General features: G+C 55.7%; 19 protein-coding genes and 2 pseudogenes. 7 read left to right on the top strand and 14 right to left on the bottom strand.

Annotation, left to right across the window (positions count from 1 at the left end; genetic code table 11):
- Positions 1-52: 52 nt before the first annotated feature.
- The 6 genes and pseudogenes from QRN60_RS26100 to QRN60_RS26075 all read right to left on the bottom strand — a co-directional run.
- Positions 53-169 (bottom strand): annotated as a pseudogene (locus QRN60_RS26100) (transposase); the annotation flags it as partial.
- A 74-nt stretch (positions 170-243) separates the two neighbouring features.
- Positions 244-570 (bottom strand): hypothetical protein, encoded by a 327-nt coding sequence (locus QRN60_RS26095; RefSeq protein ID WP_111794347.1) that lies wholly within the window; start codon positions 568-570, stop codon positions 244-246.
- Positions 571-583: 13 nt separating this feature from the next.
- Entirely contained in the window at positions 584-1,021 is a 438-nt protein-coding gene (locus QRN60_RS26090; RefSeq protein WP_111794346.1) for a type II toxin-antitoxin system VapC family toxin, read from the bottom strand.
- Positions 1,022-1,267 carry a type II toxin-antitoxin system VapB family antitoxin gene (locus tag QRN60_RS26085; protein WP_111794349.1) on the bottom strand — a complete coding sequence of 82 codons (246 nt, stop codon included), beginning with the start codon at positions 1,265-1,267 and terminating at the stop codon, positions 1,022-1,024.
- Positions 1,268-1,984: 717 nt separating this feature from the next.
- Positions 1,985-3,256 carry a PI-PLC domain-containing protein gene (locus QRN60_RS26080; protein WP_111794344.1) on the bottom strand — a complete coding sequence of 424 codons (1,272 nt, stop codon included), beginning with the start codon at positions 3,254-3,256 and terminating at the stop codon, positions 1,985-1,987.
- Positions 3,257-4,060: 804 nt separating this feature from the next.
- Entirely contained in the window at positions 4,061-5,212 is a 1,152-nt protein-coding gene (locus QRN60_RS26075) for an ROK family transcriptional regulator (protein ID WP_111794343.1), read from the bottom strand.
- Positions 5,213-5,404: 192 nt separating this feature from the next.
- Between QRN60_RS26075 and QRN60_RS26070 the strand changes: the two genes are divergently transcribed.
- The 6 genes from QRN60_RS26070 to QRN60_RS26045 all read left to right on the top strand — a co-directional run bounded on the left by QRN60_RS26070 (position 5,405) and on the right by QRN60_RS26045 (position 11,554).
- Positions 5,405-6,712 carry an extracellular solute-binding protein gene (locus QRN60_RS26070; protein WP_111794342.1) on the top strand — a complete coding sequence of 436 codons (1,308 nt, stop codon included), beginning with the start codon at positions 5,405-5,407 and terminating at the stop codon, positions 6,710-6,712.
- A gap of 63 nt (positions 6,713-6,775) precedes the next feature.
- Positions 6,776-7,666 (top strand): carbohydrate ABC transporter permease, encoded by an 891-nt coding sequence (locus QRN60_RS26065; protein WP_111794341.1) that lies wholly within the window; start codon positions 6,776-6,778, stop codon positions 7,664-7,666.
- A 3-nt stretch (positions 7,667-7,669) separates the two neighbouring features.
- Positions 7,670-8,584 carry an ABC transporter permease subunit gene (locus QRN60_RS26060; protein WP_111794340.1) on the top strand — a complete coding sequence of 305 codons (915 nt, stop codon included), beginning with the start codon at positions 7,670-7,672 and terminating at the stop codon, positions 8,582-8,584.
- A gap of 2 nt (positions 8,585-8,586) precedes the next feature.
- A complete protein-coding gene (locus tag QRN60_RS26055) occupies positions 8,587-9,705 on the top strand; it encodes an ABC transporter ATP-binding protein (protein WP_111794339.1) in 1,119 nt (372 codons plus the stop codon).
- On the top strand, positions 9,702-10,583 hold the full coding sequence (locus tag QRN60_RS26050) for a glycerophosphodiester phosphodiesterase family protein (RefSeq protein WP_111794338.1): 882 nt from the start codon (positions 9,702-9,704) through the stop codon (positions 10,581-10,583). The genes QRN60_RS26055 and QRN60_RS26050 overlap by 4 nt, the downstream gene beginning before the upstream one ends.
- 59 nt (positions 10,584-10,642) lie before the next feature.
- Entirely contained in the window at positions 10,643-11,554 is a 912-nt protein-coding gene (locus QRN60_RS26045) for an inositol monophosphatase family protein (protein ID WP_404977928.1), read from the top strand.
- A 180-nt stretch (positions 11,555-11,734) separates the two neighbouring features.
- Here QRN60_RS26045 and QRN60_RS26040 read toward each other — a convergent pair whose 3' ends face one another.
- From QRN60_RS26040 to QRN60_RS26015, 6 genes are all read right to left on the bottom strand, one after another.
- On the bottom strand, positions 11,735-12,205 hold the full coding sequence (locus tag QRN60_RS26040; RefSeq protein WP_284767273.1) for a HipA domain-containing protein: 471 nt from the start codon (positions 12,203-12,205) through the stop codon (positions 11,735-11,737).
- Positions 12,202-12,954 (bottom strand): HipA domain-containing protein, encoded by a 753-nt coding sequence (locus QRN60_RS26035; protein ID WP_284767272.1) that lies wholly within the window; start codon positions 12,952-12,954, stop codon positions 12,202-12,204. Before QRN60_RS26035 ends, QRN60_RS26040 begins: the two co-directional genes overlap by 4 nt.
- On the bottom strand, positions 12,951-13,223 hold the full coding sequence (locus tag QRN60_RS26030) for a helix-turn-helix domain-containing protein (protein ID WP_111794336.1): 273 nt from the start codon (positions 13,221-13,223) through the stop codon (positions 12,951-12,953). Before QRN60_RS26030 ends, QRN60_RS26035 begins: the two co-directional genes overlap by 4 nt.
- A gap of 123 nt (positions 13,224-13,346) precedes the next feature.
- The gene (locus QRN60_RS26025; protein WP_111794335.1) at positions 13,347-13,691 is read right to left on the bottom strand and encodes a hypothetical protein; all 345 of its coding nucleotides are present in this window, start codon (positions 13,689-13,691) and stop codon (positions 13,347-13,349) included.
- Positions 13,692-14,413: 722 nt separating this feature from the next.
- Entirely contained in the window at positions 14,414-14,743 is a 330-nt protein-coding gene (locus QRN60_RS26020) for a hypothetical protein (protein WP_112934558.1), read from the bottom strand.
- Between the two features lie 104 nt (positions 14,744-14,847).
- Positions 14,848-15,264, bottom strand: coding sequence for a MobA/MobL family protein (locus QRN60_RS26015; protein WP_129565638.1), 417 nt, complete (start codon positions 15,262-15,264; stop codon positions 14,848-14,850).
- A 38-nt stretch (positions 15,265-15,302) separates the two neighbouring features.
- Here QRN60_RS26015 and QRN60_RS26010 point away from each other — a divergent pair.
- Positions 15,303-15,644, top strand: a pseudogene (locus QRN60_RS26010) (transposase); the annotation flags it as partial.
- Positions 15,645-15,837: 193 nt separating this feature from the next.
- Here the strand turns inward: QRN60_RS26010 and QRN60_RS26005 are convergent.
- Positions 15,838-16,107: a hypothetical protein gene (locus QRN60_RS26005; protein WP_111794952.1), complete on the bottom strand. Its 270-nt coding sequence runs from the start codon at positions 16,105-16,107 to the stop codon at positions 15,838-15,840.
- Positions 16,108-16,252: 145 nt separating this feature from the next.
- A partial coding sequence (locus tag QRN60_RS26630; protein WP_502871958.1) for a hypothetical protein occupies positions 16,253-16,552 on the bottom strand: 300 nt, incomplete at its 5' end.

The raw sequence follows: 16,552 nt of genomic DNA, 5'->3' as shown, positions 1-16,552 counted from the left end.
CGTGTCAAACCGCTTCAACATCAAGCTTGCAACGGGGGAACAGTCCATAGATATAGATGCTGGCATCGCTCACGCCGTGCTTGCGGCAAAGCTCCGAGACCGGCGTGCCAGCCTCTTGCTCCTTCAATATCCCGATGATCTGTTCGTCTGTGAAACGATTGCGCTTCATTCCCTGGTCCTCTAATGGGCCAGAGCTTACTTCAAAATGGATTATTTCAACCGGGCAAGGTCAATGTGGGCCAATCAATGTGGGGTTTCGACCGCTCGTAGACGAACCAAAACGTTATGCAAAAAGGGTATTGCTTCCCAATCCTCCTCTCCGTATTCGTTCGAATGTTTTTTTCTCCACTCGATCTCTTCGCTGGCGAGAGCCGGAGGCATGATGTCAAGAATGTGGAGGAGCGCACCTAAAAGCCCGGATGTCAGGGCAAGAGTGTTGATGAGCGTGGAGACGGTTCCACTCCAGATGGGCAATACTGACACGCCTATCATGATCATCATGACGGCGCCGGGAATAATGAGGCCAGCGCGGACGGCGGGACTTTTTGCATGGATAAGAATATCTAACATCCCCCTCACCCACTCAAAAAGTTTCGATATCGGTTTTTGTGAAATCGTCGCCCTTGAACAAAAGGGGTAAACGATACTCCTTTGCACACGCATAAACGAAGCAATCGCCCATATTCAAGCGTGCCGGATGAGCAACAAACTTTCCGTAGATTCGTGCTGCATCAATGGCTGCGCGATGGGTCTTCCCTCCTATGGGCATTTCGCGAGCGGCGATCAATGTCAAAAAGCTCTCGACTTTTTGTTGGGCGGTCTCGATAAATTCCGGAGGGATTGGGGCCTGCTGTCCCACCTTTGCATTTGCCATCTGGCGGGATAAGCTCAGAACAGCTTCGAATGTTGTTATCGATGAATAGAAGATCGGTTTCTTGGCTCCCTCCAGTTTGGCAAGTAGGGAGCCTGCGTCGCTCTCACTGGTAAGGATTGCGATGATGGCGGATGCATCAATATACATTTATTCTTCCCACAGTTCGTCGGTGAACGTCTTCATATCGAATGGCTGAGGAGTAGGGCCGAGCGCGGCTCCGATTTCGTCTTGCAATTTTCTCACACGGTCCCTCAAAGGGACGGCGTTCTCGGCGCGAGCAAGCTCGTTTTCAAGAGCACGCCTCACAGCTTCGGTTTTGTTCGGTGCCTTGGTCGCCATTTGAACTTTTCTTGCGAGTTCATCGACGGCGTTATCGCGGATATAAAGAGACATGTTCAAATCCTTTTTGTATATGCGTTGGCAGATATTCGTATATTCTACTCCGAATATACGCTTCTGCAAGCTCAAAAGAAGCTGGCTCCTGCGCCGATGGCGGGGTTTCACCAACGCGGATGCAATCAAACGGTTCAAACCCAACGAATGCAGAAACCATTTTTCAAGCCGCAAGCTACGATGCATTCTGATCGGAAATTGCTGGTCCGGACCGCGGTCAGAACCAACGTTACCGTGGCTTCTTCCTCAACATGCTGCCGATGAAAACGCAAATGTTAGGCTGGCTCACCGACGTATTCATTAGCATTGTCAGATCGGGCTGGGCGTTCTCCAGTCACGTACAGCAATAAACTGGTTCACTGTCGCTGCAGGATACATACGGATGTAGTTATCTCCGGCGTTTTCGGCTTCGCCGTGTGGACCTCCGCTTCGCTGCGGCGGCTGCGCCGAAAAGGCTCTTGATAACTACATCCGTATGTATCGATTTCCCTGATCTTGATCGCATTTAAAATATATTTGCACAGATTTGCTTGAATTTTAAAAATAGTAATAATATTGAAAGCTGGTTGCAGCTTGTTTAATGCTAATAGATTATCTTTGTTGAAAAGACGCCTATTCTTCAAGAAGTAAACCATTGCAAGGCGAGAGCGTTGCTTCCATCAATTGTTCATTCAAGCGATATCCCATCCCGTTCTCCTTCAGCCGGTGTGATCTGCCTTAGTAGGTCTCCTTATAAGCCTTCATCTCCGGAGTGAGATAGGTTTGGTTGCCGAGGCAGAGCGCAGCGCTGTAGACGTCGTCGGACACGACGATATCCACTCCGAGCGTGTAGTGGTTGGCGGGCTCCGAAGCCTGGAGGAAGTAGTGGGGAATGGGCTTATTGAGGTCCATCTCCGTCAGCACATCTGGATCATGGAAGCCGGAGAGGTAGTGATTGCCGTCCTTCGACCAGGTGGGGCGGGCGGAGGGCGAAATGATGGGAATGTGTGGGTATTGCTCCTTGGCGCGCATCTGAAGCTGTTCTTCAGCCTTGTCCTGGATGAAGGGAGCAAGGTTAGGGTGTGTCGTGACCTCGCGGCCCTTGAAGTGGGCAAGCGTGTCATTCACATAGTCTAGGGCTGCTCCAGTGCGGGGAGTGTGGAAGCCGACGACACGAAGACCCGCATCGACGAATGATTTCATCCATATCCAGTTCGGCCCCACGACGTTGCCCACCGTCATGTCCGATCCATGCTTTTCCGCGATGATTGACAACGCGTGAGGGTGGGGGCTGGGGACGATCATCACCGTTTCTTTCCAGTCGGGGGCGGGGTCGTTTTGCTCAACGAGTTGGATGAAGTGTTTGGCATCCCGGATACGGAAGGACAGGATTTGTACGATGTGCCCCTCCCTCTCTTGTGGCGGAAGATGACTGACGGCTGCAGCCACATAAGGAGGGTCGTCATCGCGACAGTCGTCGAGTAGCACTTGTTCAGGGTTGCGCTTGATGAGCTTGCCGATGTCGTGCAGAGAAGCAATGTACTGGTCCGTGCGTTGGAATTCTCCGGTCCGTTGGCCGTCTTGGATCTCGTAGTGAACATACTGCTTCTGATCATGGGAGAGCAAAGAGATGTCGGTCTCTGCAATCGCACCCCGAACCGAGGTCCAGCCAATCAAATTCTTGTCGTGAAAGTAGTGAATGGCCTTTCGAGCATCGACGCTCGAGTCAGCTTCGCTGCACAGCAAACCAAGGTCATAAGCCCATTGAAAGGCGAGCAGAGTGCACTCAGGCGCCATCTCTCCTTTGGCGGACATGCTGGGGAGACCGCGATGAGCGATGATGCCCTTCTGGCCCGGCTGCCAGTTTTTGGGGGTGATCGCGCCGATCATCTTCAGGACCTCGCGCACGGTTCCCATATCGGTTGGGACATCGAGCACGTCGTGACCCTCGAAGCCCTTGATGGTTGGGCGTCTGAAGGCGTTGATGGGAAGGGCCTCAGTGGAAGCCATGTTTGAGCAGGTGAAGTGATGTTGGTGAAAGTCTTATTTTGCTGGTGTGTTGCGGATGATTGATGCGAGAACAATCTTGGGGGAAGGGGGTATTTATCCTTCAGGGGTGAACTTCTCTTTCAAAAAGCGGTGTGATTGAAAACGTAATCGTTTCGGTTTGCGCCGATAGCTCCCGAAGATGGCGCGTTCATTCATGCTAAATCGTACGATTTGGCGAGCGAGTGGATCAGCTGAGCTGACGTGGCATGTTTGGATGTGTCACGCGCAACTATACGAGAAAGCCGAGACCCACCGGCATTTGGCGAGCGCGCTTTGGTTCGCTGAGCTTAGGCGCCATGATTGAGCTGAATGAGGATCGGCACTTTTGCCCCCACTCTTCGTGCATGCACCGTCCCATTTTAGAAAATCAACGGATCAGCTGAGGTGATGTGGCTTGCAGCTTTCCCTGGAGTTATGCGAGAGCGCCAAATATGGCGGGAGGATCGATTGCGCCCTGTTGTCGGATGGGTGATCCATTACGTGATTGTTTGTAAAGCAATAGGTAACTTCAATCATGTGATTGATGGGGTGACGTGATCACGTGGCACATTTTAGGGTTAGGGTTCCGGCGGCAGGATTTATAATGATGTAATGTTTATGTAGATGTATGTTTGTAAATTAGTGCATTTGTTTAATTGTTCGGCCTGAGCTTTTTGGCGTTCTCCAAATTTCAATAAAGATCCCACACCGTTCTGATGACAGCAGTGTCGGCGGAATGCCAGAATGGATTGCGGCTTCGAGATGTTAAACGCGCCAATCCCAGGTCTAAAAAAAGTTCAACTTGAACGGCGTCGCAGCCGCGCCCATGGCCGCAGCGTCCGGTTTTATTTCAGAGACGATGAGCTTGGGGCTGGCTCGCCAGACCCCGTAGCGGGGTTTTCCGAACAGCTGCGTGCGCTCGATCATCAGCTCCGCCAGTGCCGGGGGGATTTGTCCACCGAAGACAATCGCTTTTGGATCGTAGACGGCCCAGATGGCGTTCACCAGGCGATTATAGGCCGGGGTAACTTCGTCCAACCAGTCGGTAACGCCGGGCCATTTCGGATCGAAGTGCTTTCTGAGAAAGGTGATCGACGGCACGTCCACGCCATTGGATCGCAGCTTCTCCAGAATGATCTGAAGAGCAGGCCGTCGGTTCACCTCGTCGTCATCGTACATTTGCGAAAACTCCCCTGCATTGCCGTTGCCGCCATGCAGGAGTTCGCCATTGCAGATCAGGCCGCCGCCAAAGCCATAGTTGAAGCTGAGATAGGCGAAGTCCTTGATGTAGCGGCCGACGCCGAACATCGCCTCCGCAATCGTGCCGGTCTTGCCGCCATTCAGCGCCCAGACCGGTCGGTCAAAGTAGCTCGTCAGGAGTGGTCCCAGCTCGATAAGCGACCACTCGTACAAAGGCAGGGACGCATTGAAGCTGGTGCCGCTCACGTGGAAGCCTGCAATTCCTAAGCCGATGCCAAAGAAGTTCTCGGTCGACAAGGCCAGTGCTGTCTGCCGTTCTTGTACCCAGTCACGGACCCGCTCGAGCGCTTCGGCGGCCGTGCGTTCGCGAAGCTGCACGTTGGTCTCGGCCAGGACCTGTCCGGCAAAATCCATGAGGCACAGGTCGATCACGTCGGTATTGACCGACATGCCGCAGCACCAGGCGTAGCGCCCATCCAGTGTAATCATCGGGCTTGGCTGGCCCTTGCCAAGGCCCGGCTTGGGCTGGCCGAGACTGACCATTCCCCGATCTGCCAACTGGTCCAGAAGCCGGTGGATCGTCTGTTGCGCAAGATCAGTCAGGCCGGTCAGCTCCGTCCGCGATATGCCCGAATTCCGCGAGATTACCCTGAGAAGGCGCCGCTCGTTGGCGGAGGCGACGTCGTCGGTGGATCTGAAAAACCGTGGTGCGATCAGAGCTTCCGGTGAATATCCCATGTGATTTCTCCTGCAATTCACTGATGGCGAGTAGATAGATTGGGCGGCGAATTTCGATATAGACCAGTAGCCTCGATCTTTTCGTTGTTCAAGCTCTTGCATTCTGTCATACTATTGTTACTCTTACTGAGTAACTAAGGCATCGCCATTATCGCCGAGGAGGGCTCGGTGATGTCTTAAACGGAGGGCGCAATGAAATTTTTCACACTGACGGCCACGGCCGCGTTTCTTGCTGGTGCGGTATCCGCGCATGCTGCAAATATTGAATTCTGGTATGGCAATACCGGTCCCGTCGAAGTCGCCATCAGGGCGCAGTGCGACGCGTTTAACGCCGCGCAGACCGACCACAAGGTCAACTGCGTTGGTCAGGGCAATTATGAAGTGCTGATGCAGAAGGCGATTGCCGCCTATCGCGCCAAAAACGCCCCGATCCTTCTACAGGTCCTCGATGCCGGTACGCTCGACATGATGCTGTCGGACGCCGTCGTGCCGGTGCAGGACGAGCTGCCTGACGTGAAGTGGGACAGCTACATCGCAGGTGCTCGCACCTATTACGAAACGTCGAAGGGCAAGCTCTTCGCGCAGCCCTACAACGCCTCGACCCTGCTCTTCTACACGAACAAGACCGAGCTTGAAAAAGCCGGGGTCACCAAGACACCGGAGACCTGGGAAGAAATCATCGAGGCCGCGCGCAAACTGAAGGCAAATGGCAGCACCTGCCCGTTTGTGACGAACGCTGAACCCTGGATCGTTTTTGAACAGTTCTCCGCCCGCCACGGCCAGCCGATTGCTTCAAAGCACAACGGTTATGACGGGCTCGACGCGGAATATGTGTTCAACAAGACTTTGGCTGCCAAGCATCTCGCCAATCTTGTCGACTGGCGCAATGAAGGGCTGGTCCGCTTGAATGCCGATACGAAAGGCGGCAATCTCGTCGCAGCTTTCAGTGCGGGCGAATGCGCGATGATCGAGGCATCCTCCGGCTCCTATTCGACCTTCACCAAGGCGTTCGAGGGCAAGTACGAGATCACTGTCGCCATGGCGCCGATGTATGCGGGCGAGACACGCCACAACACATTCGTCGGCGGCGCGTCGGTCTATATCATGAAGGGGCACGACAAGGCGGAGGTCGAGGGTGCGAAGGCCTTCCTCAACTTCCTGCGCCAGCCGGCGCAACAGATGACCTTCTCGGCGGCCACCGGTTACGTGCCGGTGACCAATGATGTGCTCGATGCCATCGCCAGAAGCCCGGATGCGAAGTCACCCAAATTCGCCACCGCAGCAATTGGCATTGGCTCGATGAGCGAACCCGCGACGCTTGACACCCGCGGCATCCGTCTCGGCTCCTACATCCAGTTCCGGCAGATATGGACCGAGGAAACCCAGAAGGCTTTCGCCGGCCAGCAGACGATGCAGGTGGCGCTGGACAAGGCGAAGACACGTGGCGATGAACTGCTGCGTCGTTTCCAGCAGACCTACAAGGGCGTAGAGCTACCCTGATCTGCAGTTCATGGTGCGGGGCGCATCACGCCCCGCACCGCTCCCATTGACCGGGGTTTTATCATGTTTCTCGAATCCACCATGTTTCGGCATCGATGGTTGCCGCTGCTCTTCGTGGCTCCACTGCTGTTGCTTGTTATCCTGTTCTTCTACGCGCCCGTGTTTCAGGCTTTCTACTGGTCGTTTTTCCTCGAGCGCCCCTTTGGCGGCGGCTCGGAATTTGTCGGCTGGGGCAATTTTGTGCGCGTCCTTTCCGACCCGGAGTTCTGGAAGGCCAGCTGGCGCACGCTGATCTTCATGGCGACGGCCTCGTCACTGGCGGTTCTCGTTCCGCTGATCCTGGCGATCGCCGCCGATCGCAAGATCCGCATGTCATTGCCGGCCAGAAACGTTCTCGTCTGGCCAAAGGGCATCGCCGGCGCGTCGATCGGCCTCGTTTTCTCCTTCGTCTTCAATCCGTTCGTCGGCGTGCTCACGCCGCTTAACGAGATGTTTCCCGGTATCTGGAACCCCGGCTTCGACAGTTTCGACGCGTATGTCACGCTGATCGCAGCGCATGTCTGGGGCAATATCCCGTTCAACTTCGTGATCCTTCTCGCGGGCCTGCGCGCCATTCCGCACACGCTTGTCCAGGCGGCCGCCATGGACGGTGCGGGGCCGTGGCGGCGCATCTTCGATGTGCAATTACCGCTGATCATGCCGCAGCTTTTTCTGACGCTGGTGCTTGAGTTCACCGAAAGCGTCACCTCGGCCTTTGCACTCATCGATACGATCACCAAGGGGGGGCCGGGCGGCGCCACGACGCTCCTCGTCTACAAGATCTATCTCGACGGCTTCGGCAGCTATGACCTGTCCGGGGCGTCCACCCAGACCGCTATCCTCATGGTCTTCTTCATTCTCATCGCCGCCTTGCAGTTTGCGCTGCTCGGCCGCCGCATCAACTACGAGCGCTAAGCCATGGTCGAGAACGCACGCTCCATCAATATTGTCGCGAGCCTGATCCTGGTCATCGGTATCGCCTACATCGTTGGCCCGCTCTACCTGACGCTAACCACAGCCTCACACTCCTATGAGTTCATGCTTCAAAACGGTCTCGTCTGGTTCCCTGGGGGCGATTTCTTCGCCAACATGAAGCGGATATTTACCGATACGTCGATCCCGCTCCAGATGATAAACAGCCTCGTCGTTGCCGCGGGTACGGCGGTTGGGCTGTGCATCCTGTCGTTCCTGTCGGCCTATGCGATCGTCTATTTCAGGATCCGCTGGGCTGGCGTCGTCTTCGCGCTGATTCTGGCCACCGTCGTCCTGCCGCTCGATATGCGGTTTGTGACCACTTATCAGGTCGCGTCCAACGTGTTCTCACCGCTGAACGCCGTCCTTGACGCGACCGGGCTCAACGGCCTGATCGCCGCCGTGTTCGGCACCCCCGTTCATCTGGAATGGAGCATTCTGAACACGCGGCTTGGCCTTATTACACCTCTTCTGGCGCACGGCATGGGCACGTTCCTGTTTAGGCAGTTTTTCCTGACCCTGCCGAAAGACCTGTTCAAGGCGGCCCGAATGGACGGCGCGGGGCCGATCCGTTTCCTATTCGACATCCTGCTGCCGCTCTCGCGCACCAGCTTCGCTTCCCTCTTCGTGCTGACCTTCCTGTCGGGATGGACACAGTATCTTTGGCCGCTGGTTGCGTCCTCGACCGCCGATACCCAGACGGCGGTTGTGGGGCTGGCGCGCCTCGTGCCTGACGAGGGTGCGGTGCCGGACTATCCGCTGATCATGGCGGGCGCCATCCTCGTATCCATCGTTCCCCTGATGATGATCGCTCTTCTGCAGCGGTATCTCGTTCAGGGCCTTGTGCTTTCGGAGAAATGACAATGAACGCCTTAGATCCCGCGATCCATATCGCGGCCGCCAATATCCGGCTCGACGGAGTAACCAAAAGCTACGGTACGATAAAGGTCATCCCCAAGCTCGACGTAGAGTTCAAGGCTGGGGAATTCACGGTGGTCCTCGGCCCATCCGGCTGCGGAAAGTCCACCCTGATGCAGATGATCGCGGGTCTTGAACGTGTGAGCGGCGGCAAAATCATCATAGGCGACCGCGAGGTTCAGGAACTGGAGCCGAAGGAACGTGGCTGCGCCATGGTGTTCCAGAACTATGCGCTTTATCCGCATATGACGGTGTTCGACAACATTGCCTACAGCCTGAAGATCGCCGGTTTTACTAGGACCGAACGGCGCGCCCGCGTCGAGGTTGTTGCGAAAATGCTGGGCCTTGCCGATTATCTCGATCGCAAACCCGGCCAGCTCTCCGGCGGCCAGCGCCAGCGGGTGGCGATCGGTCGGGCCATCGTTCGTGAGCCCGCGGTGCTGTTATTCGACGAACCTTTGTCGAACCTTGATGCGCAATTGCGTCATGACACCCGCATCGAGCTTGCCGAGCTGCATCGCCGGATCGGCGCGACCACGGTGTTCGTCACCCACGATCAGGTCGAGGCTATGACGCTTGCTAACAGGATTCTCATTCTCAACAAGGGTGAGATCGAACAATACGACACGCCCAAAGAGATTTACCATCATCCGGCCTCTGTCTTCGTTGCAAAATTCATCGGCTCGCCGCCCATGAATATCTTGGCCGTCACTGGCGACGGTTCGATGTTACGCCTGTCCGATGGCCAGCCAGTTGCCGAATCTCACCTGAAGGGCGAGTTTCAGCTGGGGGTCCGCCCCGAGGACATCGCGGTGGAGAACGACATCCGGGCTTTGAGCCTCAAGGTGCGTGTCCGCTACCGTGAGGATCTCGGTTCTCATTCCATCGTGGCCACCGAACTCTCAGGCACGACCGTTCGCATTGCGACGCCATTCGGCTCCGAAGCACCTGATCGCAGTGAGCTGCTCCTCTCATTTCCCCCACAACGGCTGCATCTCTTTGATGGGAAGACCGGCAGGGGGATCTCTGGCGCGTTCAGCGCCGCAACCAGGAAACAGAAATGAACTATTTCGATTACATGGCAGATATGGATCGGCAATGCACCATTGTCGCCCATCGCGGTATCTGGAGGGATGCCCCGGAAAACAGCCTTCTTTCAATCCGCAGGGCCATTGAGGCGGGTTATGACGTCGTCGAGATCGACGTGCGCCGCACGGCGGATGGGGAGTTTATTCTTCTCCATGACGATACTCTGGAGCGCATGACCGGCGTGGACAAACAGCCGGAGCAGATGACGTTGGAAGAATTGACGTCGCTTTCTCTCCGCAATCGCGACGGCGGGCCGGCAAATCCTCTGACCGACGAAAAGCTTCCAGGTCTGCGGGATGTGTTCGAACTTACGCGCGACAGGATTTTCATCCACCTCGATATAAAGCATCGTCACGTCATCCCGGAGGTTCTGGACTTTGCGAAGAAGATGGGGGTCGACCAGCAGGTGGATTTCTGGGCGGATCTGAGAAACCCGGCCGATCTGGAATGGATCAAAAACAACATCATGATCCACAACGTTCCGTTCATCGCCCGCACACACTTGGAAGACGGCGACTGGAGGCAGCAGGTGAAGCTCGTGTTCGAGCTGAAACCGCTGATCTGCGAGGCTTCATTCAAGGATCTATCCCAGGTCGAAAACATTCAGCAGCGCTTCCATGACGCCGGGATCACACTCTGGGTCAACACGCTCGATTCCGTCGCTTCGCCGGGCTTTACCGATACCGCAGCACGTGAATATCCCGATGCAATATGGGGACGACTGCTTCGCGCGGGGTTTTCCTCGATCCAGACCGACGAGATGGCGGCGCTCCGTTCCTATATCGAGGACAGCAAGCCGAAAATCGCAAGGAATGCCGCGGCTCCTCAGACGATTTCCATTAAAGCTGTGTGAAAACAAGTAGATAGCGCACATCTAACGGTTCCGTGCGTGGACAATAGGGAAAGAAAGACATGCCGATGCAGTTCGATCTCCGTGAACTCGCCAATAAGGTCCGACAGGCCGCCTGGCAGGAAATCCTTCCACGCTTCCAGAAAGTGCAGGATCTGGACGTCCGCGCCAAGGTGGACGCGACCGATCTAGTCACGGCGGCCGACGAGGCGGCCGAGTGGTTTCTGAAACAGGCAATCGAAAGCATGATGCCGGATGTTCTGTTCGTGGGTGAGGAAAGTGCGTCGAGGGATCCAGGCCTTCTTGAGCGTCTTGATCATGCGGAAACGGCGATTGTTGTCGACCCGCTGGACGGAACGGCAAACTTCGTGGCTGGCATGCCGCTGTTCGGGGTCGTGGCGGCTGTGGTTCGAAAGGGCAAACCTGTCGCCGGCGTGATCTATGACCCGATGAATGACGACTGGGTCATGGCCGAACAGGGCAGTGGCGCATTTTTGATCCGAGCTGACGGGACGCAGCAACGTCTGTCCGTCTCAGAGCCTGCCTCACTGCCTGAAATGGTGGGCTATGTCTCAACCGATTTCCTACCGACGGCGGTTAAATCCGATATTCTTGCGAGACTGGCAAAGCCGAAAATGTTCTCCAGCCATCGATGCGCCGCGCATATGTACCGTGCCTTCGCGCGCGGCCATGGTCACTTCGTGATGCTGGACCGGCTGACACCCTGGGATCAACTTGCGGGAACTCTGATCGCAACGGAAGCCGGAGCCCATGTCGCATGTCTGGATGGTTCATCCTACAGCACGTCCAAACGTTCCGGAGCGCTTTTGACGGCGACGGACCCCGACAGCTGGCAAGTTCTCGCAAGCGAGGTCTTTGCACATGATGGCTGGGGTTTCACGGCGATGCCTCCCTCTCTCCGCATGAAGGAACGGCCATGGCACGGGCTTTACGAACGCCGGGAGAATAGCTGACGGCGAACCTTTCTCGCGTGGTCAAGGCGGAAATCCGCTTAACGAAACGCTCGAAGCGGTTCAGACAAACCGAGCCACCTCTGAAACAGCAATAAGGTTTTTTCGGCACACTGTCGCATATTCTGAAGAGGAGCGGTTGTTGCGGTTGTCAGCCCGGGTTCTCCGAAAAATAATATCCGCTCAAAGCTGTTGCCGAATACGCTTGCACCGCTTCTGGATTTGATGATCACCCTGTTCGAGCACGCGTGTCGGATCGCCTGAGCGTTGGGAAATAAATGCAGCGGTCTCACTGCATTTGTAGGCAACAAGCTCGGTCAGTTCCGCCACCCGCCGCAATGTTGCAGCAGGACTGAGGCCGATATTGTCCGCGAGCATCTTCCAATCATTGCCCCGCAAATCAGGTGCGGTGAACCGCCCGCCAATATTTTGCGGCAGGCTCTGGTCGACCTGCCGATAAACAGCAGCGCACATCAGATCATAAAGGGGCGCCATCTTTGCCGATCCGCCGGCACCGATCAGCACGGAATAGTTTTTGGCGTGCGAATCCGAGTTGCAGATCAGTACGTTGAAAATCACTGCATCAAGAAGTTTCAGGCGTTCACCAGGCGAGACCGCCTCGCTGATGGCGTCAAACATCATCTTCAGCGTCACACCCTGGCCTGTCGAAGATCGCATGGAAAGTGAAGTGTCAGCTGACAAAGATCTTCCTGATGAAGCCTGCGGATCTCGCCCTGCGGGTCCGTGAAACGATCATAGCGCTTCACCAGCAGATAACGCCGCTCGCCAGCCTGACCGATCGTGGCTTCGGCGGCTTCCAGCCCGCAGGCCTGTGCAAGGGTAAGGCAGAAGGCTTCGTTTTCGACACTTCCGGCCAGGCGCTGCGTATCCGGCTTGATGATGTGGGTTGAAGGGGTTCCGTCGACCGGGATTGAGATAATGCCCTCGTCATCGACGAAAACAGGCAGCTTCTCCTGCACGCCTGCCAGCGACATCGAAACGCCATGCTCGCCGACAAGGAAGGGCTTGGCGGGAAGCTCGTCAAGAATGCGCTCCAGAGCGGCTTGGTCAGGAATCGGCTGAAGGTTGATGCCGGCCTTGCGTGGCTCGCCGATGGACAGGGCGCCTGCGGTGTCGCGGCCTATATGTTCGAGGAGCCCAACGATATCCTGCGGCGATATTTTCAGCCGCTGACCGATTTCGGCAAGATGGGTTTCCGGAAGGAGGTTGGCGAGCCAGGGCAGCAGCCTGTCCGCGCCAATCGTCCCTGATCGCAAGGGCATGGTGAGCGAGACCGGGAAGGCTACCCGACGCGCTTCCCAGGATGGGTCGTATTTGAGCCGCCACTCGCCTTCGAAGCGCAGTTGCGCGACCGGCAGGGTCTCATAGAAGATCGTGGTCATCGGCCATCACCGAAGTTTGGCAGGAAATCCAGATCGTCGTCGGTTGCGGCCGGTGACGGCTGGGCGGTCCTCAAATCGCCGATCTCCAGGCCGACGGTGCGCGCAACGGTGAGCGCCTTCTCAAGCTGGCAGCTCGGCTTGCCCGATTCAAGCTCGACGATGAAACGCTCGCCTGTGCCGGAGCGTGTCGCCAGCTCGATCTGGGTCCAGCCGAGGCCTTTGCGTTTTTCCCTGATGGCGGCGCCGAAATCGCCTGCGGATCTGAACATGTGCGATCTCCAGTTCAGCTTACCGTACAGGAAGATTTGAGTTGCTTCAAGCGGAGACTTACCGATCGGTAAGTATATATGCGGCGCTACACTGAAATAGATGGTTCCCAATTTCGCTGTGATTCAGATGGTTTTGGACGCAATCTCTTGTGACAAGATGCATATGGCAGTGATGAAGGCAGAGATAGCGACGAAAGCGCAGATGTCCTGAAGAAGAAGAAAGTAGGGGTTTCTCCGCAGGATTTCACCTGATCGTCGATTGTCGCGCGATATGTCAGGTTCTGAACCTTCAACAGCATGCCACACCCGCCACTCGCTCCGAATTTCTATTGTCTCGGGCTGCGCGGATGCTGCAGTTGGCTCTACTACTTCTGCCAGGACACCGAACAGCAACGGTCTATCCGGAGCAACTTGTTTGCCCACAATTTCTGTATATTGCCGTTCGCTCAAGTGGATTGCTTTATTCATAAGAATATTCCGCCAGTCGCGTGGTGAGGTGTCCTTTCTCTCATGAATAGGTTTTGTTGTGTGACGGATTTGGCTACGGCTGAAACAATACCGCTTCGCGACCGACGCCAACGATGTTCCATTTGTAATTAATCGGATTTTGACAAGGGAGGGCGTTCCCGCAATAGCTGCCTGTTGTATTGGCCAAGTAGATCGAGCTTCCCGCGGCTATCATCTGGCGTTTCACCCGTTTGAGTTTGGTGATCTGCCTCTCTGTCTGGCCGTTCGACCATCGTGACGTGCTTCCATTTCGGACCGCTGCCTTGTCGCGACCATGCTGTTGGCGAACGGCGCGACAAGGCTTTTGGCCGCGCGGTCGCTCTAGGCCTCCAGATTATCTGAGGATATGTGACGCAACATATCGCGTAGAGCTTTCAACGATAGCTCTGGCCTCGACAAGGTCTGGCAGCCGTTCCTGGATTGCGGCGACCGTCATCGTTTGAGCTTTGGTCAAATAGTTCCGTTCGAGGGTCATCAGGCGCAGGATAGTGCGTGCTGCTGGTACGTTGCCGAGACCGTTCTCGGCCTTTTCGGCGCGTCGGCCCATTCTGTAACAACGCGCAGACCGCCGCCAAAGCCCACCAACCGGAGCTGCCGCCACAGTTCCGTACCTTTCCGCACCGGCGTCCCATTGCGGTTCAAGCCAACTGCCGCTCGATGGGGAAGGGCAAGGCGATAGGGTGCTAATCAGTAGTGGTTTTCCATCGCCGAATACGAACCAGAATGTTATGCAAAAAGGGCACCGCCTCCCAATCCGCCTCTCCATATTCGTCCGGATGTTGTTTTCTCCACTCGATCTCTTCGCTGGCGAGGGCCGGAGGCATGATTTCAAGAATGTGAAAGAGACCACCCAGAAGCCCGGCCGTCAGAGCAAGAGTGTTGATGAGCACGGCAGCAGTCCCGCTCCAGAATGGTAATATCGAAACGCCGAACATGATCATCATGATTGCGGCGGGAATAATGAGGCCAGCCCGGACCGCAGGACTTTTCACATGGATCAGCAAATCTGACATTGTCACCTCAAACAGCGGCCAATGGTTTCGGCAGTGATGCGAAATCCGAATGAGTTATTAAGCAACATGTATCTTGGCCGTCACATTAACACCAAGCACCCGCATCATAGCCAACGTGGTTTTGGGGGCAAGCCTTCGTCCAGTCGCGTCAAAAAGTGCTTCGGCGGCCGCAATGTCGTCATCAGATGTACATGCGGATTGCCGGGAGCATCATGCAATACCCAGCCGGCGATCATGCCCCTTGTGGTCAGATGCTGTTCGACGAAGGCGGAGACCAGGGCGATGTTCTGTTGTGGTGAGAGCTCGCGCGGCAAGGCAAACGTTCCTTGCGAGCTGCGCATCGGATCGATGTTCGAACATCTCGAGCCTGTTCCAGAAGGCTTGCGAGATCTCTGCCACCGCGACCGGTCTGCGGCTATCTCCTTCAGCCACTGTGGGGCATTGCCGGGAGTGGCAAAGGCTTCATGCAAAAGATCGTGCCGGATGTAGTCGACCGTGCGAGCCTCACGTTCATGGTCCATCTTCACCTTATAGCGATAGGCGGCCGAAAGCACGGAGCTGCCGTTCGGGCGTTCCCAACGGGCATTGGGAAGCAACGACCTTCACCGTTGCATCCAGGCTTTCCGGCATGACCGCGCCGATGGTCCTTGATGGTGCGATGAACGGCGTAACGTTCCGGGCCTATGTCAAGCAAGTTCTCGTACCAACACTTGCGCCCGGCGATATCGTGATCATGGATAATCTTCCCGCCCACAAGGCAGAGGGCGTCCGGAAGGCTATCGAAGGCGCGGGTTGCCGATTGCTTTGTCTCCTGCCCTACAGTCCGGACTTCAATCCCGTCGAAGACGCCTTCTCGAAACTCAAGGCACTCCTGCAGGCAAAGGCTGAACGATCCGTAGACTTACCGTCTCGCAAACGTTCTTCGCTCCGGATCGGGAGAAGCAATCAGAAAATGAGGAAGCCCTTCCAATCGATCGCGACATAAGAATCTCATCCAGTTTGTCGCGTTGTATCCTGCGAACGATCGACATCACCGTTGCAATCACAAAATCAGTGGGGCTTGATACGTTCAAGCACTCACGTAGCGAGTAATATCACAGTGCTGTTGATGGGCCAATTTCTCGGCTGATGAACACCTCTAATTCATTGAGCAAGGCTTCAACTAGGTACAGTTCATCCATTTCATTCAACGAGCCATCCGTGTGGACATTCATCAACTCATTGCGAACACTGCTGAATAGAGCGTCGATTTCTTCCCGAGTAGGTTGTGCTTCCAGCCATGCTTCATAAAACCGGCGACAGAGAGTGTTAAGCACGATGTTACTGCTGAAAAGCGAGAGCGGCGTGGAAAACTTGATCGTCAATTCAATTCTCACTGAGATTTAAGGGTGTGACGAAATTTGATGCGCTCTCGCAGACTTTATGATTTCTGTATCCGGCATCCTCTTATACCTCTGGAGAAACCAATTGCTTGTCTGCGCCTCATCAGCCTCGCCTCGCAGATCTTATCTAGCCGCCATCTCGCTGCCTACAAAGTCTCAAAAGGTTGCATTTGTAAGCAAATGAATAAGTCAAAATTCTCGATGGCGACAGAGCCGTTACGAGCCAAGTCGATTTACTTAATTCCAACGAGACGAATATTGCGCCAAGATCGACGGGGTAGCGGCCTGTGCTTGAGTTTGATCTGTTGTTATCGGCATGATTGGCCTCCAGAGAGTTTTCCAGCAACCTCATTCTGCCACGGTGCAGACCGCTAGCCTTGGCGCGCGCGCCGCCTGCGGACGTCCCGACGCGCAGGATATCCTGCAG

The organism is Agrobacterium sp. CFBP2214, from assembly GCF_030209895.1.
In the GTDB taxonomy this organism is placed as follows: Bacteria; Pseudomonadota; Alphaproteobacteria; order Rhizobiales; family Rhizobiaceae; genus Agrobacterium; species Agrobacterium radiobacter.
Note: the sequence above shows the minus strand (reverse complement) of the source record. Positions and strands in the feature narration are given on the sequence as shown.

What these genes read in the sequence shown, in the direction of transcription:
- QRN60_RS26020 (WP_112934558.1), bottom strand. Translation starts at nt 14,743, where the DNA reads ATGTCAGATTTGCTGATCCATGTGAAAAGTCCTGCGGTCCGGGCTGGC.
- QRN60_RS26065 (WP_111794341.1), top strand. Translation starts at nt 6,776, where the DNA reads ATGTTTCTCGAATCCACCATGTTTCGGCATCGATGGTTGCCGCTGCTC.
- QRN60_RS26050 (WP_111794338.1), top strand. Translation starts at nt 9,702, where the DNA reads ATGAACTATTTCGATTACATGGCAGATATGGATCGGCAATGCACCATT.
- QRN60_RS26075 (WP_111794343.1), bottom strand. Translation starts at nt 5,212, where the DNA reads ATGGGATATTCACCGGAAGCTCTGATCGCACCACGGTTTTTCAGATCC.
- QRN60_RS26095 (WP_111794347.1), bottom strand. Translation starts at nt 570, where the DNA reads ATGTTAGATATTCTTATCCATGCAAAAAGTCCCGCCGTCCGCGCTGGC.
- QRN60_RS26035 (WP_284767272.1), bottom strand. Translation starts at nt 12,954, where the DNA reads ATGACCACGATCTTCTATGAGACCCTGCCGGTCGCGCAACTGCGCTTC.
- QRN60_RS26030 (WP_111794336.1), bottom strand. Translation starts at nt 13,223, where the DNA reads ATGTTCAGATCCGCAGGCGATTTCGGCGCCGCCATCAGGGAAAAACGC.
- QRN60_RS26060 (WP_111794340.1), top strand. Translation starts at nt 7,670, where the DNA reads ATGGTCGAGAACGCACGCTCCATCAATATTGTCGCGAGCCTGATCCTG.
- QRN60_RS26085 (WP_111794349.1), bottom strand. Translation starts at nt 1,267, where the DNA reads ATGTCTCTTTATATCCGCGATAACGCCGTCGATGAACTCGCAAGAAAA.
- QRN60_RS26090 (WP_111794346.1), bottom strand. Translation starts at nt 1,021, where the DNA reads ATGTATATTGATGCATCCGCCATCATCGCAATCCTTACCAGTGAGAGC.
- QRN60_RS26045 (WP_404977928.1), top strand. Translation starts at nt 10,643, where the DNA reads ATGCCGATGCAGTTCGATCTCCGTGAACTCGCCAATAAGGTCCGACAG.
- QRN60_RS26070 (WP_111794342.1), top strand. Translation starts at nt 5,405, where the DNA reads ATGAAATTTTTCACACTGACGGCCACGGCCGCGTTTCTTGCTGGTGCG.
- QRN60_RS26015 (WP_129565638.1), bottom strand. Translation starts at nt 15,264, where the DNA reads ATGGACCATGAACGTGAGGCTCGCACGGTCGACTACATCCGGCACGAT.
- QRN60_RS26025 (WP_111794335.1), bottom strand. Translation starts at nt 13,691, where the DNA reads ATGAATAAAGCAATCCACTTGAGCGAACGGCAATATACAGAAATTGTG.
- QRN60_RS26055 (WP_111794339.1), top strand. Translation starts at nt 8,587, where the DNA reads ATGAACGCCTTAGATCCCGCGATCCATATCGCGGCCGCCAATATCCGG.
- QRN60_RS26080 (WP_111794344.1), bottom strand. Translation starts at nt 3,256, where the DNA reads ATGGCTTCCACTGAGGCCCTTCCCATCAACGCCTTCAGACGCCCAACC.